The 13,679-nt window shown below is 62.2% G+C and carries 13 protein-coding genes; 1 reads left to right on the top strand and 12 read right to left on the bottom strand.

Annotated elements, in window-relative coordinates; all coding sequences use genetic code 11:
- Positions 1–249 precede the first annotated feature (249 nt).
- The 4 genes from ftsZ to BM216_RS20910 form a co-directional block, all read right to left on the bottom strand.
- Positions 250–1,992, bottom strand: a complete 1,743-nt coding sequence (ftsZ, locus tag BM216_RS20925; protein WP_093001144.1) for a cell division protein FtsZ — start codon at positions 1,990–1,992, stop codon at positions 250–252.
- An 86-nt stretch (positions 1,993–2,078) separates the two neighbouring features.
- Positions 2,079–3,410, bottom strand: a complete 1,332-nt coding sequence (gene ftsA / locus BM216_RS20920) for a cell division protein FtsA (protein ID WP_093001143.1) — start codon at positions 3,408–3,410, stop codon at positions 2,079–2,081.
- Complete coding sequence (locus tag BM216_RS20915) at positions 3,407–4,321, bottom strand: cell division protein FtsQ/DivIB (RefSeq protein WP_244530257.1); 915 nt, start codon at positions 4,319–4,321, stop codon at positions 3,407–3,409. Before BM216_RS20915 ends, ftsA begins: the two co-directional genes overlap by 4 nt.
- A complete protein-coding gene (locus BM216_RS20910; RefSeq protein ID WP_093001141.1) occupies positions 4,318–5,244 on the bottom strand; it encodes a D-alanine--D-alanine ligase in 927 nt (308 codons plus the stop codon). The genes BM216_RS20915 and BM216_RS20910 overlap by 4 nt, the downstream gene beginning before the upstream one ends.
- A 388-nt stretch (positions 5,245–5,632) precedes the next feature.
- Between BM216_RS20910 and BM216_RS20905 the strand changes: the two genes are divergently transcribed.
- Positions 5,633–6,937, top strand: coding sequence for an MFS transporter (locus BM216_RS20905; RefSeq protein ID WP_093001140.1), 1,305 nt, complete (start codon positions 5,633–5,635; stop codon positions 6,935–6,937).
- Between the two features lie 104 nt (positions 6,938–7,041).
- On the opposite strand, the gene BM216_RS35055 is transcribed toward BM216_RS20905, so the two are convergent.
- From BM216_RS35055 to murD, 8 genes are read right to left on the bottom strand one after another with little or no spacing between them, the layout of a single operon-like run.
- Positions 7,042–7,173: a hypothetical protein gene (locus BM216_RS35055; RefSeq protein WP_280141695.1), complete on the bottom strand. Its 132-nt coding sequence runs from the start codon at positions 7,171–7,173 to the stop codon at positions 7,042–7,044.
- Between the two features lie 29 nt (positions 7,174–7,202).
- Positions 7,203–7,328, bottom strand: coding sequence for a hypothetical protein (locus BM216_RS35050; protein WP_280141694.1), 126 nt, complete (start codon positions 7,326–7,328; stop codon positions 7,203–7,205).
- Positions 7,325–7,552: a hypothetical protein gene (locus tag BM216_RS20900; protein WP_093001139.1), complete on the bottom strand. Its 228-nt coding sequence runs from the start codon at positions 7,550–7,552 to the stop codon at positions 7,325–7,327. The genes BM216_RS35050 and BM216_RS20900 overlap by 4 nt, the downstream gene beginning before the upstream one ends.
- A 31-nt stretch (positions 7,553–7,583) precedes the next feature.
- A complete protein-coding gene (gene murB, locus BM216_RS20895) occupies positions 7,584–8,558 on the bottom strand; it encodes a UDP-N-acetylmuramate dehydrogenase (protein ID WP_093001138.1) in 975 nt (324 codons plus the stop codon).
- Between the two features lie 2 nt (positions 8,559–8,560).
- Positions 8,561–9,970 (bottom strand): UDP-N-acetylmuramate--L-alanine ligase, encoded by a 1,410-nt coding sequence (gene murC / locus BM216_RS20890; RefSeq protein WP_093001137.1) that lies wholly within the window; start codon positions 9,968–9,970, stop codon positions 8,561–8,563.
- Positions 9,967–11,106: an undecaprenyldiphospho-muramoylpentapeptide beta-N-acetylglucosaminyltransferase gene (gene murG, locus BM216_RS20885; protein ID WP_093001136.1), complete on the bottom strand. Its 1,140-nt coding sequence runs from the start codon at positions 11,104–11,106 to the stop codon at positions 9,967–9,969. The genes murC and murG overlap by 4 nt, the downstream gene beginning before the upstream one ends.
- A gap of 5 nt (positions 11,107–11,111) precedes the next feature.
- The gene (gene ftsW, locus BM216_RS20880; RefSeq protein WP_093001135.1) at positions 11,112–12,266 is read right to left on the bottom strand and encodes a putative lipid II flippase FtsW; all 1,155 of its coding nucleotides are present in this window, start codon (positions 12,264–12,266) and stop codon (positions 11,112–11,114) included.
- A gap of 4 nt (positions 12,267–12,270) precedes the next feature.
- The gene (gene murD, locus BM216_RS20875) at positions 12,271–13,677 is read right to left on the bottom strand and encodes a UDP-N-acetylmuramoyl-L-alanine--D-glutamate ligase (RefSeq protein WP_093001134.1); all 1,407 of its coding nucleotides are present in this window, start codon (positions 13,675–13,677) and stop codon (positions 12,271–12,273) included.
- Positions 13,678–13,679: the final 2 nt, after the last annotated feature.

Genomic DNA, 13,679 nt, shown 5'->3' with positions numbered 1-13,679 from the left:
CAAATGTTCCAGCATTCTCAGCGTTCTAAATACGCACCGACCGGTCTCTTTCCAAATCACTGTTCGTTTCGGATTGTTACGGTTCCACGACTATCCTTTCGCGACCTCGGCCACATCACGCCTTCCCTATCTAAACCCTTGCTGCGAAACAAGATTTCCGAGTGTTCGTCAATCGCACACACATAACAAACGACGAAGGGCCCGGATCGGGTGATCCGGGCCCTTTCAACTTTGTTATCCGCCGTTAACTTAGTTCGACTGGCGGCGCAGGAATGCCGGAATTTCCAGCTGATCGTCTTCGTGATGCGACTGCGGAACGGCACGACCGTGATCGTCAAGCGAGCCGCGACGCGGAGCGTAAAGGCTTGCTTCCGGAGACAGCGGACGACGCTGCTGCGGAACCGGCGCGGACGAAGTCATGTCAGCCTGGACATGTTCCTCTTCTTCGCGGCGGCCAAGCGAGTTGGTGATCCGCTTCAGGAGACCCATCGGGCCACGCTCTTCCTGTACGTGCTGTACCGGCTGCGTGCGATGGTCCATCTCGGCCTTCACGACCGGCGGAAAATCTTCCACCTTCGGCATGCGGACCGGTTCCATGACCGGCTCCTGGTAGACCGGCTGGGCCATGCGCGGTGCAGGCTGGCTCATGACCGGCGCCGGAGCGGGCTGGTGCTGAACCGGTGCCGGCTGCGGAGCAGGCTGGGCCGGACGTGCCATGACCGGAGCCGGAGCTTCAGTCGGAGCGGCCGCGAAGAGACGGCTCTGCGGGCGGAAATCGTCCTGCGGCTGCGGGGCGACGGGCTGCGGAGCAGGCGTGGGGATCGCGAGAACCTGTTCCATTTCGGCTTCTGCCTGGCGGATGGTTTCTGCGATCGGATCGACAGGCTTGGCAGGCTGAGGCGCCTGGGGGGCCTGCATCATCGCAGGCTGCTGTGCGGCCGGAGCCGGAGCAACGGCCGCCGAAGGACGGATAATCGGCTTCTGGGCAGCGCGCATTTCAGCGGCACGCAAGTCGACTTCACCGTGTGCACGGTCGATGCCGGTGGCAACGACGGACACTCGGATCAGGCCTTCGAGGGCTTCGTCGAAGGTTGCGCCGAGGATGATGTTGGCGTCCGGATCGACTTCCTCGCGGATGCGGGTCGCAGCTTCGTCGACTTCGAACAGGGTAAGGTCGCGACCGCCGGTGATGGAGATCAGCAGGCCCTGGGCGCCCTTCATCGAGGTCTCGTCGAGCAGCGGGTTTGCGATCGCGGCTTCGGCGGCCTGCATGGCGCGGCCCGAGCCGGAAGCTTCACCGGTACCCATCATCGCACGGCCCATCTCGCGCATCACCGAGCGAACGTCGGCGAAGTCGAGGTTGATGAGGCCTTCCTTGACCATCAGGTCGGTGATGCAGGCAACGCCCGAATAGAGAACCTGGTCGGCCATGGCGAAGGCGTCCGCGAAGGTCGTCTTGTCATTGGCGATACGGAACAGGTTCTGGTTCGGGATGACGATCAGGGTGTCGACCGACTTCTGCAGTTCCTCGATGCCCTGTTCGGCGAGACGCATGCGGCGCGCGCCTTCGAAGTGGAACGGCTTGGTGACGACGCCGACCGTCAGGATGCCCTTGTTGCGGGCGGCCTGTGCGACAACCGGGGCTGCCCCCGTGCCGGTGCCGCCGCCCATGCCGGCGGTGACGAAGCACATATGCGTGCCGTTCAGGTGGTCGATGATTTCATCGAGGCACTCTTCAGCGGCGGCGCGGCCGACTTCCGGCTGCGAGCCGGCGCCGAGACCCTCGGTGACCTGCACGCCCATCTGGATGATGCGCGAGGACTTGGTCATGGTCAGAGCCTGGGCATCGGTGTTGGCAACGACGAAATCGACGCCTTCGAGACCGGCCGTGATCATGTTGTTGACAGCGTTACCGCCGCCACCGCCGACGCCAAATACGGTGATCCGAGGCTTCAGCTCGGTAATATCAGGCTTTGCGAGCTTGATCGTCATTGTACCCTTCCTTCTTCTCCTGGCCGCATCGCCGAGCTGGCCAAATTCATTTCTATGTCACTCTGACAAGGGAGGCGTGCTCCCCGTCAAAAACTCTCTTTGAGCCACTGGCCAACGCGGGCCAGCCTGCCGTTTCCATTGCCGAGGGAGGCGATCAGGCCGCCCTGGGAAGCGTGTGTCTCCATGTCCGCGACCTGCGGATAGATGATCAGGCCGACTGCGGTGGAGAAAGCCGGCCCCTTGGCAGCGGTCGGCAGACCCGAGACGCCCATCGGGCGCCCGATTCGTACGTTGCGGGCGAGGATGCGCCGCGCGGTTTCCGGCAGGCCCGTCAGCTGGCTTGCGCCGCCGGTGAGCACGACCCGCTTGCCGACGATCGGGCTGAAACCCGAGCGCTGGATCCGGTCGCGGATCAGTTCGAGCGTCTCCTCGATACGGGCGCTGACGATCCGGGTGACGAGCGAGCGCGGCACCTGGGTCGGCTGGTCGCGGTCGTCTTCGCCGATCGGCGGAACCGAGATCACGTCGCGCTCGTCGGCGCCGTTGGCCAGTGCCGATCCGTGAACGACCTTCATCCGTTCGGCATCTTCGATGCGGGTTGAGAGGCCGCGTGCCAGGTCGGTCGTGACGTGATGGCCGCCGAGGCTGATCGCATCCGTATGGACGAGCTTGCCTTCGCAGAAGACGGAGATTGTCGTCGTACCGCCGCCCATGTCGATCGCCGCGCAGCCGAGTTCGACTTCGTCATCGACCAGAGCCGCAAGGCCGCTTGCGTAAGGCGTGGCAACAATGCCTTCGACCGAGAGATGCGCGCGGTTGACGCAAAGCTCGAGGTTCTTCAGCGTGACGCGCTCCGAGGTCACGACATGCATGTCGACGCCGAGTTCGTCACCATACATGGACAGCGGGTCGCGGATGCCGCGCTCGCCATCGAGCGAGAAGCCCGTCGGCAGCGAATGCAGGATCGCGCGGTCCTGACGTCGCGACTGCTGGCTGGCGGCAACGAGGACGCGGCGCAGATCCGTGGTTTCGACTTCCTGGCCACCGAGATCGATGGTCGCGGTGTAGACGTCGCTTGCGAGACGGCCTGCCGAAACGTTGACGATCAGGCTGTCGACGGTGAGGCCAGCCATCCGCTCGGCCGCATCGACGGCGAGGCGTACGACGCTTTCCGCGGCGTCGAGATCGGCGATCACACCGGATTTCACGCCGCGCGAACGCTGGTGGCCGATGCCGATGATCTCGATATGATGCGTGCGGCCCGGCAGGATCTGGCTTTCCTGACGCGGTGTCAGGCGCGCGATCATGCAGACGACCTTGGTCGAGCCAATGTCCAGCACGGAGACCACATGGCTCCGCTTGGACGAAAGCGGCTTCATCCGCGGCAAACCGAAATGGGAGGAACCGAATACACTCACGACTGCCCTGCCTTCTTCAATGCCTTGGTCCGCTCTTCGACTGCTTCCTGGCGCCGCTCTGCAGCAGCGCTGGTCAGCTGGATCGTGGTTCGATCGTTGAGGCGCAGATCCACGGCGGCGATATCCCGCTCCAGAACCCGCTGGTCCTTTTCCAGACGGGCGACCAGCGCCAGCGCCTGAGCAATTCCGTTTTCCGGCAGCTTCAGCACGATGCCGTTGTCGAGATGCAGGTCCCAGCGGCGGCTCGACACCCGCACATAGGCGCGAACCCGGCTCGCCAGCTCCGGCCAGCTGTTCATCTCTTTGGCAAATTCGGCTGCCGTCTTTTCTGCATCACGTCCGACGAACAGCGGCAGCGAGGCGAACTTGTTGTCCTTCAGCGGCGCGATGACCGAACCGTTCCTCTCGATCAGCGAAAGCTCCGAACCATGCTGCCAGATCGCGAATGCGGCGCGCTCCTTCAGCATGACCTCGATCGTGCGCGGGTAGACCTTGCGCACTTCCGCATATTCGACCCACGGCAGTTCCGAGAGCTTGCGGCGGGCGGCATCCACGTCGAGCGCGACAAGCGATGTCGTGCCGTCGAGCCCGAGCAGTTGGAGAATGTCGATCTCCGATGTCTGGTCGTTGCCGGAGACGCGAACGTCCTCGATTGCAAAGCCGACGGCAGCCGTCGTTGCCTGAGCGACCTCGTGGCCATGACCACCGAGCGACATGCCGTAGAGGCCAACCGCAGCGAAGAAACCGAAGGTCGCGAAGGTGCCGGTATGGCGCGGAATATCGATACGGCCTGTCGCGAGGCTGACCGCCAGGCGAACGACACGCCGCAACGGGCGAGGCAGCACGCGGCGATCGTCACCCACAACGGCGCCGGAACGACGATCAGAACCACCTATGATTTTGCCGATCAACGCAGACACGACGCGTCCTCCACCATCCAGCGAACCAGCTCACCGAAGGAACATCCTGCGTGAACCGCCATTTCAGGCACGAGCGACGTTGGCGTCATACCAGGCTGAGTATTGACCTCCAGCCAGATGAGTTCGCCGTCTTCCGAGAAGCGGTCGTCGAAGCGGAAATCCGACCGACTCACACCACGGCAGCCGATCGCATCGTGTGCCTTGACCGCCAATTCTTGTATTTTTTGGTAAATATTCGGTGAAATCTGCGCCGGAATGACATGCCTGGAGCCGCCCGCCGCGTACTTCGCATCGTAATCGTAGAAGCCGGGACCGGTCGGAATGACCTCGGTCACACCCAACGCCTTGCCGGCCATCACGCCGCACGTCAGCTCACGACCATGGATATAACGCTCGACCATAACCTGATCGCCGTAACGCCATTCGGACGAAGTGATGATCTGCGGCGGATGTGACTGATCTTCACCGACGATGACGACACCGAAGGACGAGCCTTCCTTGACCGGCTTCACGACATAGGGCGCCGGCATCGGATGCACGGACTTGAATTCGTGGCGGTTCATGACAAGCGCCTCGGCCACAGGGATGCCGGCAGCCTTGGCCACATGCTTCGCCTGGCCCTTATCCATCGCAAGCGCCGACGCGAGAACGCCGGAATGCGTGTAGGGGATTTCCAGATATTCGAGGACGCCCTGAATGGTGCCGTCTTCACCGAAAGGACCATGGAGTGCATTGAAAGCGACATCGGGGCGCAGATCCGCGAGAACAGCGGCAACATCGCGACCCACATCAACACGGGTCACGCGATAGCCCTCGCCCTCCAGCGCCTCAGCGCACGCCGTTCCGGACGACAGGCTGACAGGCCGCTCGGAGGAAAATCCTCCCATCAAAACAGCCACGTGCTTGCCACTCATCCACCACTCCTCGAAAAATAGCCTTACCTTCGGTCACCGCACTTGCGCCAACCTTGCGCCCTGCGACTCCCTTTGAAACTTGACCTCTATTGGTGCAGCAAAATGGTTAACAAATCGTTTACTTTGCTTAACGCGAGAGGCCAAAGCACTGACTTAAAACGATAATTTTCTCCATCAAATGGTTAACGTCTTTTATTAAGACGGTGCTAGGAGGCAGGAAGCTCACGCTTCTGCCCTACGAACCGTCCGTTCTTTGATTCTGGAAAACGCTGGATTATTTTGCATTTGTTACCCGAAATAGGGTTTTCCCGGCCATAAAATTACGATACTGCCCGACGCGGCCCTCCCAAGAGCCGCGTGAACACTCTTTTTCTGAATTGGAATCAGTATGACAAACGCGACGCAGTCCGCCTCGCCGTCTGCTGAGCCGTTAGCGCCTGTTGCAACGAACTCGCCTGCACAAGTCCTGACGGCCAGCGTGGTCGGCACGACGATCGAATTCTTCGATTTCTACGTTTACGCCACCGCAGCCGTCTTGGTGTTCCCGACCCTTTTCTTCCCGGGTTCGGATCCGACGAGCGCGCTTCTGGCGTCTTTCGCGACTTTCTCGATCGCCTTCTTCGCCCGTCCGCTCGGTGCCATCGTGTTCGGTCACTACGGTGACCGTATCGGCCGCAAGACCACGCTCGTCGCTGCTCTTCTGACCATGGGCATTTCCACGGTCGTGATCGGCCTTCTGCCGACCTATGAGCAGATCGGCGTCTTCGCACCGCTGCTTCTGGCGCTTTGCCGTTTCGGCCAGGGCTTCGGCCTCGGCGGCGAATGGGGCGGCGCGGTTCTGCTCGCCACGGAGAATGCACCTCCGGGCAAGAAGACCTGGTACGGCATGTTCCCGCAGCTCGGCGCTCCGCTCGGCCTGTTCCTGTCCTCGGGCGTGTTCTGGGTTCTGTTGCACTTCATGTCGCAGGAAGCGCTCTTGAGCTGGGGCTGGCGCGTGCCGTTCATCGCCTCGCTCATCCTGGTCGTTGTCGGCCTTTGGGTCCGCCTGTCGATCACCGAAACTCCGGCCTTCCAGAAAGCCATCGACAGCCACGAGCGCGTCGAGGTCCCGGTCGCCGAACTGTTCCGCAGCCACAAGCGCAGCCTGGTTCTCGGCACCTTTGTGGCGCTCGCCACCTTCGTGCTGTTCTATATCGGCTCGGCCTATCTGCTCTCCTACAACGTCAAGGTTATCGGCATGCCGTTCCTTGAGGCTCTGGAAGTGCAGCTGCTCGGCTCCGTCGTCTTCGGTCTCGCCATCCCGGTCATCGGCAAGCTCGGCGACCGTTACGGCCGCCGCGAAATGCTGATCCTCACCACCGTACTGATCGGCATCTTCTCCTTCTTCCTGCCGGTTCTGATGACGAGCGGCTACAACGTGATCTTCCTGTTCGTCACCATCGCCATGGTGCTGATGGGCATGACCTACGGCCTGATCGGCACGGCACTTGCCGCACCTTTCCCGACCGCGGTGCGCTATACCGGCTCGTCGATCACCTTCAACTTCGCCGGCATCTTCGGCGCGTCGCTCGCTCCTTACATCGCCACCTACCTGCAGGCGAATTACGGCATGACCTATGTCGGCTACTACATGGGCATCGCCGCGCTGATCACGCTTGCCTGCATCTTCCTGTCGGGCAAGGACGAAGTCTGATCCCAGCCGGAATCAAATCATAAGAAAAGCCCGCGAAGCCTATGGTTTCGCGGGCTTTTTGTTTTGCGTTACAGATTGAAAAAGGGTCTTGCTGCTTCTCGGTATCATTCTTCAATGTGAGAGTTCGGACGGCCTCGGCGGCGCTCCTGCCAATCGGAAATCAGGATCCAGCACCACACGACAGCGGCCAGCAAGAGCGGAAAGATATAGAGATAAAACGCGGCGAACCAGTTCATGGCTGCACCTCATCCTTTTCGCCGGACGATTACTTGCCGGAGCGAACCCGGATCTTACGGCGAGCGCTGCGCTCATTGAGAAGCACGGCAATCCAACCTGCCGCGGCGATCACGAACGGCAGCACGTAGAGAAAGAAAAAAGTCGGGGCATTCATGAAATCAGCCCTCCTAAAGCGCGCCTTGCACTCAAATGTAGTATCAAAGCGCCCAAAAGCCAAGCGACGGTGGAGATAGCCGTCGACAGCGAGATGCTGAACGACATCGCGCCGTTCGAAAGAGAGACCGCGGGCGCAATGAACCCCGCAGCGACACAGGCGGTCGAAAGCCTGTCCAGCGAATTGGCGAGCAGCTTGGTCCGTTCATTGTGTACCAGCGTCATCAACGCCTCCTGAACGGACCAGATGCGTTCATCACTCGGTCGTGGCGCCCTGGAACGGCTTCACGTCCCGCCCCGGCATGAAGATACCGAGCCGCTTGATCTCCCATTCCAGCTTGACGCCCGAATCCTCGAATACCCGCTGGCGAACCATCTCGCCGAGATATTCCAGATCGTAGCCGGTCGCATGGCCGATATTGATCATGAAGTTGCAGTGGAGCGACGACATCTGCGCTCCGCCGTTCATCAGGCCGCGGCAGCCGGCATCGTCGATCAGCTTCCAGGCGGAATGGCCAGGAGGGTTCTTGAAGGTCGAACCGCCGGTCTTTTCCTTCACCGGCTGCACCGTCTCGCGATGCTGGCGCACGGCATCCATATCGACACGGATCTTGGCACGGTCCTCCGGATAGCCCTCGAAGACCGCATGAGTGAAGATCAGATCCTTCGACGCCTCGGAATGGCGATAGCTGTAGCCCATCTCCGCCTTGGTGAGCACATGCTGGTTGCCCTGACGGTCGACAGCATGCACCTCGACGACCCGTTCGGCCGTCTCGCCGCCATTGGCGCCGGCATTCATCCGCAGCGCACCGCCGATCGAGCCGGGAATGCCGTAATAGAAGGCAAACCCGCCGATACCATTATCCATCGCCATGGCCGCGATGTGCTTGTCCGGGCAGATTGCGCCGGCACGGATGCGGTTGTCGCCGATCAGATCGACCTGACCGAAACCCTTGGCCGAGAGACGCACGACAACACCTGGAATGCCGCCATCGCGCACGAGAAGGTTAGATCCCACGCCGACCACTGTCAGCGGAACCTCCTCCGGCAGCAGCTTCAGAAACGCCGCCAGATCGTCGACGTCATGCGGCTGGAACATCAGCTCGGCCAGACCGCCGGCCTGGAACCATGTCACGCGATCCATCGGCGCATCCGGCGTCAAACGGCCGCGCAGTTCCTTGACCCCATCCCCGAGCGAGGCCAGCAGCTTTTCCCCATTCACCTGCTTCATTCTCACGTTCCCGATATGCTTTCCAATTCCTTCGGCAAGACCGCCGCCCATTGCGTGATATTGCCAGCCCCCAGAAGAACCACGAAATCACCTGGTTTCGCAATGCCTGAAACGATGGGGGCCAGTTCGCTCGGCGTCGCCATGTAGCGCGCGTCGCGGTGGCCGCCGGCGCGGATGCGAGAAACCAACGCCTCCGAATTCACACCGTCGATCGGATCTTCGCCCGCTGCATAGACCGGCGCAAGGATGATGCTGTCGGCATCGTTGAAGCAGGTCGCGAAATCCTCGAACAGGCTTGCCAGACGCGAATAGCGGTGTGGCTGATGGACCGCGATGATGCGTCCCTTGCAGGCTTCGCGCGCGGCTCTCAGCACCGCCTTGATCTCGACCGGGTGATGTCCGTAGTCGTCGAACACCTGAACATCGTTCCATGTTCCGGTCAGCGTGAAGCGGCGCTTGACGCCGCCGAAGGCGGCCAGCCCCTTGCGGATATCGCCCTCGGAAATCCCCAGACGATTGGCGACCGCGATTGCCGCCGTCGCGTTGGAAATGTTGTGACGACCGGGCATCGGCAGCGTCAGGTCCTTGAAGTTGAAGACCCGGCCGGTGCGGCGGCGGCGGATCTCGACGTCGAAGGTCGCCTTGGTGCCGTCCATGCGGATGTTGGAGAAGCGCGCGTCCGCCTGCGGGTTCTCGCCATAGGTGACGATCTTGCGGTCCTCGATCTTGCCGACCAGCGCCTGCACTTCCGGATGGTCGATGCAGAGCACGCCGAAACCATAGAAAGGCACGTTCTCGACAAACTGCCGGAAAGCGGCCCGCACGGCATCGAAATTGCCGTAATGGTCGAGATGCTCCGGATCGATATTGGTCACGACCGCCACTTCGGCCGGCAGCTTCAGGAACGTGCCGTCCGATTCGTCGGCCTCTACCACCATCCACTCGCCCTCGCCCATGCGGGCGTTCGTGCCGTAGGCATTGATGATGCCACCGTTGATGACGGTGGGGTCGAGCCCGCCGGCATCGAGCAGCGTCGCGACCATCGAAGTCGTCGTCGTCTTGCCATGCGTCCCGCCGATGGCGATAGCATTGCGGAAGCGCATCAGCTCCGCCAGCATCTCCGCCCGGCGCACGACCGGCAGCGATTTTTCGCGCGCAGCCATGATCTCCGGATTGGTCTTCTTGATCGCGGTCGAAACGACGACCACCTCGGCATCACCAAGATTTTCCGCCCGGTGACCGACAAAAACCTCGATGCCCTTGTCGCGCAGACGCTGGACGTTGGCGCTGTCCGACTGGTCGGAACCCTGGACGCGATGGCCGAGATTGTGCAGCACTTCGGCAATGCCGCTCATGCCGATGCCGCCGATGCCGATGAAATGTACGAGGCCGATGGCCTGGGGCATCTTCATGCCTGAACTCCACTCATATTATTCTTCTTGTAGTCGGCGATAGAACGCTTCTCGGCAACCGCCGTCACGAGATCCGCCAGTCTTTCCGTCGCATCCGGCTTGCCCGCCTTCTTGGCGGCCTCCGCCATCGCTTCCAGCCGGTCCGGCTCGTTCATCGCCGCCGCGATCAGGCCGGACAGCTTTTCCGGCGACAGTTCCGATTGCTGCATCACCTGCGCGCCGCCCTCGGCCACGAGAGCCGCCGCATTGGCCGCCTGGTCATGATCGAGCGCGTAAGGGTATGGCACGAGGATCGACGGCCGGCCGATCACGGCAAGCTCGCTCACCGTCGACGCGCCGGAGCGGCAGATGACGACATGCGCTTCGGCCAGCCTGTCGGCCATGTTGGTGAAAAAAGGCGCGATATCCGCCGGCGACTTCAGCTTGGCAAAGCAGGAGGTCACGCGGTCCTTGTCCTCCGGCCGCGCCTGCTGCGTCACGACGAGGCGTTCGCGCTGCTCTGGTTCCAGAAGGCTGAGCGCCGTCGGCACGGCGGAGGAAAAGAACTGCGCGCCCTGGCTGCCACCGAACACGACGAGCTTGAACGGCTCCTGCCCGCGCGAGGCGACATAGGGAATTTTCGCGGCATCGAGAACCGGCGGCCGAACAGGATTGCCCGTCACCACCGTCTTGCCGGCATATTCGCCACGGCCTTCCGGCAGGAACCCGCCGGCAATCGCCTGGACGCGTTTGGCAAGCGCCTTGTTGGCCCGGCCCATGACGGCATTCTGCTCATGGATCAGTGTCGGAATACCGAGCCCGGTCGACGCCATCAGCGGCGGCACGGTCGGATAGCCGCCGAAACCGACGACGGCGACCGGCCGCAGCCGGGTCATCAGCCGACGGGCCGAACGCAGGCCCACCCACAGCTTCCACGCTGTCTTCGCCATCGCGATCGGGTTCTTGGAGGCGAATGTCGCCGACGGCACGACATGAATGTCGTCGGCCGGAAACTTGCCGGCGAAACGCTCCGCCCGGCTGTCCGTCACCAGATGCACGGAAAAGCCGCGGCGTCTCAGCTCATGGCCAAGCGCTTCGGCTGGAAACAGATGGCCACCGGTTCCCCCGGCGGCCAGTACGATCGTACCTTTTGTCATTCACTTTACTCCGCCGGGACACCATGGGCGTGCCGGAACAGGCTGCGCTCCTGCGCCCGCTTTTCGGGCCGGTGGCGGGTCAGCGCCAGGATGAACCCGGCCGTCACGCAGATCGCGATCTGCGACGAACCACCATAGGAGATCAGCGGCAGCGTCATGCCCTTGGCGGGCATCAGTTCGAGGTTGACGCCGATATTGATCATCGACTGCATGCCGACCTGCAGCACGAGGCCGGCAACCGCAAAGCGGTTGAAGTCGTTACGCTCCTTGAAGGCGTGGTTGAGCCCGCGAAGCACGATGAAAGCGAAGATCATCACCAGCGCCATGCAGAATATGATGCCGAATTCTTCCGCTGCAACCGAGAAGATGAAATCGGTATGGCTGTCCGGCAGGATGCGCTTGACCATGCCCTCGCCCGGCCCCTGGCCGAACCAGCCGCCGCGCACGATTGCCTCATGCGCGGTCTCGATCTGGAAACGGTCGCCTTCGCCGGTCAGGAACTTGTCGAAGCGCGCGGTGACGTGCGGCAGCATGTAATAGGCAGCCACAAGACCACCAGCGCCGAACCCGCCGAGGAGAACAATCCACAGCCACGGCATGCCGGCCATGAAGAACATGCCACCCCAGACGACGCTGGTCAGGATGGTCTGGCCAAGGTCCGGCTGGGCGACGAGCAGAGCGGCAACGACGCCGAACAGAATGATGGCGAAGAGATTGCCGGGAATTTCCGGCTGGCGGGCATGTTCCGAGAACAGCCAGGCGCAGACGACGACGAAGGCCGGCTTCATGAACTCCGACGGCTGAATCGAGAACGCACCGATGCCGATCCAGCGCCGCGCGCCCTTGACCTCGACGCCGATGAACAGCGCCAGCACCATCATCGTCAGGGAGATGGCAAGTAGGATGATCGCGGTGCGCCGCACCTGCCGTGGCGTCAGGAAAGACAATCCGATCATTACAACGATCGACGGCAGGATGAAGAGCGCGTGGCGCTCGACGAAGTGGAAGCTGTCGAGACCGATGCGCTCCGCAACCGCGGGCGACGCGGCGAAGGATAGCATGAAGCCGATCCCCATCAAAAGGATGAACGCCGCCAGGAAGAAGCGATCAATCGTCCAGAACCAGTCTGCGAGCGGCCCTCGGTCTGCGCGGCTTACCATATTGTCAGCTCCTCTTTCCGGTCTCGACCAGCATCGTCACGTCCTGCAAGTCGGCCACGAGCTGCACGAAGGCATCCCCGCGGACCTCGAAATTCTTGAACTGATCGAAGCTTGCACATGCCGGCGAAAGCATCACGGCCGATGCGACCGTGTCGCTTTCGGCGTCTGCGGCAGCGTGTGCGACAGCCTGATCCAGCGTACCGGAAATCTCGTATCGCACACCATCGCCAAGGGTAGCCGCAAATGCCGGCGCGGCTTCTCCAATCAGATAAGCTTTCACAATACGCGGGAAAAGTGGTGCGAGGCTTGCGATCCCGCCTTCCTTGGGAAGACCACCGGCGATCCAGTAGATCCGCTCATAGCTCGAAAGCGCCGGGGCGGCAGCCTCCGCATTCGTCGCCTTGGAATCGTTGACGAAGACCGCCTGTCCCCGGCGTCCCACCGGCTGCATGCGATGCTTGAGACCCGGAAATGACTTGAGCCCCGATCGGATCTCTTCCGCCGAAAGCCCGACCGCCAGGCAGGCTGCGACTGCGGCCGCGGCGTTCTGGGCGTTGTGTGCGCCCTTCAGCGTCTGGATGCCGTCGAGATCGGCGATCTCGCTCACCGCACCGACACTCGCCCGCATCAGCTTCATGCCATCGGCATAGATGCCGTCGGCTACCGGGCTGCGCTTCGATATCCGCTCGACAGTTACGCCGGCCCGCTCGACGCGGTCGGCAATCAGAGCGCAGTAGCTGTCGTCGATCCCGATCACCGCCGTGCGGCTGCCGGCGACAAGGCGCTCCTTGATGTCGGCATAGTGCTGCATCGTGCCGTGGCGATCCAGATGGTCGGGCGTCAGGTTGAGAAGGATGCCGGCCGTCGGATTGAGCGTCGGCGCCAGATCGATCTGGTAGGACGAGCATTCGACGACATAGAAGCGTCCGTCCTTCGGCTCATCGAGCGTCAGCACTGCAGTGCCGATATTGCCGCCGAGCTGAGTATCCCGGCCGCTTTCACGCAGAATGTGGGCGATCAGTGCCGTCGTCGTCGACTTGCCGTTCGTGCCGGTAATCGCAATGAACGGACAATCGGGCGCATGAGCACGACGCTCGCGCACGAAAAGCTCGACATCGCCGATGATCTCCACACCGGCGGCCTTTGCCAGGTCGGCCGTCCAATGCGGTTTCGGATGGGTCAGCGGCACGCCGGGGGAAAGAACAAAGGCCGCCTGCTTCGACCAGTCGATCGAGCGGAGATCGCCGACTGTAACGCCGGCCTCCGATGCCTTGGTCACGCTGTCCGGATTGTCATCCCAGGCAGTCACGTTGGCGCCGCCGGCGACCAGCGCCTGCGCCGTCGCAAGCCCCGATCCGCCGAGGCCGAACAGCGCGACATCTTTTCCCTTGAACGTCGTGACCGGGATCATCG

The organism is Rhizobium sp. NFR07, assembly GCF_900111905.1.
GTDB lineage: Bacteria > Pseudomonadota > Alphaproteobacteria > Rhizobiales > Rhizobiaceae > Neorhizobium.
The sequence above is the reverse complement of the archived record's forward strand: the minus strand, read 5'-3'. Positions and strand labels throughout refer to the sequence as shown.

Excerpts from the sequence above, each read along its gene's own strand:
- ftsZ (WP_093001144.1), bottom strand. The coding sequence starts at position 1,992 with ATGACGATCAAGCTCGCAAAGCCTGATATTACCGAGCTGAAGCCTCGG.
- BM216_RS20910 (WP_093001141.1), bottom strand. The coding sequence starts at position 5,244 with ATGAGTGGCAAGCACGTGGCTGTTTTGATGGGAGGATTTTCCTCCGAG.
- BM216_RS20905 (WP_093001140.1), top strand. The coding sequence starts at position 5,633 with ATGACAAACGCGACGCAGTCCGCCTCGCCGTCTGCTGAGCCGTTAGCG.
- BM216_RS35055 (WP_280141695.1), bottom strand. The coding sequence starts at position 7,173 with ATGAACTGGTTCGCCGCGTTTTATCTCTATATCTTTCCGCTCTTGCTG.
- BM216_RS35050 (WP_280141694.1), bottom strand. The coding sequence starts at position 7,328 with ATGAATGCCCCGACTTTTTTCTTTCTCTACGTGCTGCCGTTCGTGATC.
- BM216_RS20900 (WP_093001139.1), bottom strand. The coding sequence starts at position 7,552 with ATGACGCTGGTACACAATGAACGGACCAAGCTGCTCGCCAATTCGCTG.
- murB (WP_093001138.1), bottom strand. The coding sequence starts at position 8,558 with ATGAAGCAGGTGAATGGGGAAAAGCTGCTGGCCTCGCTCGGGGATGGG.
- murC (WP_093001137.1), bottom strand. The coding sequence starts at position 9,970 with ATGAAGATGCCCCAGGCCATCGGCCTCGTACATTTCATCGGCATCGGC.
- murG (WP_093001136.1), bottom strand. The coding sequence starts at position 11,106 with ATGACAAAAGGTACGATCGTACTGGCCGCCGGGGGAACCGGTGGCCAT.
- ftsW (WP_093001135.1), bottom strand. The coding sequence starts at position 12,266 with ATGGTAAGCCGCGCAGACCGAGGGCCGCTCGCAGACTGGTTCTGGACG.
- murD (WP_093001134.1), bottom strand. The coding sequence starts at position 13,677 with ATGATCCCGGTCACGACGTTCAAGGGAAAAGATGTCGCGCTGTTCGGC.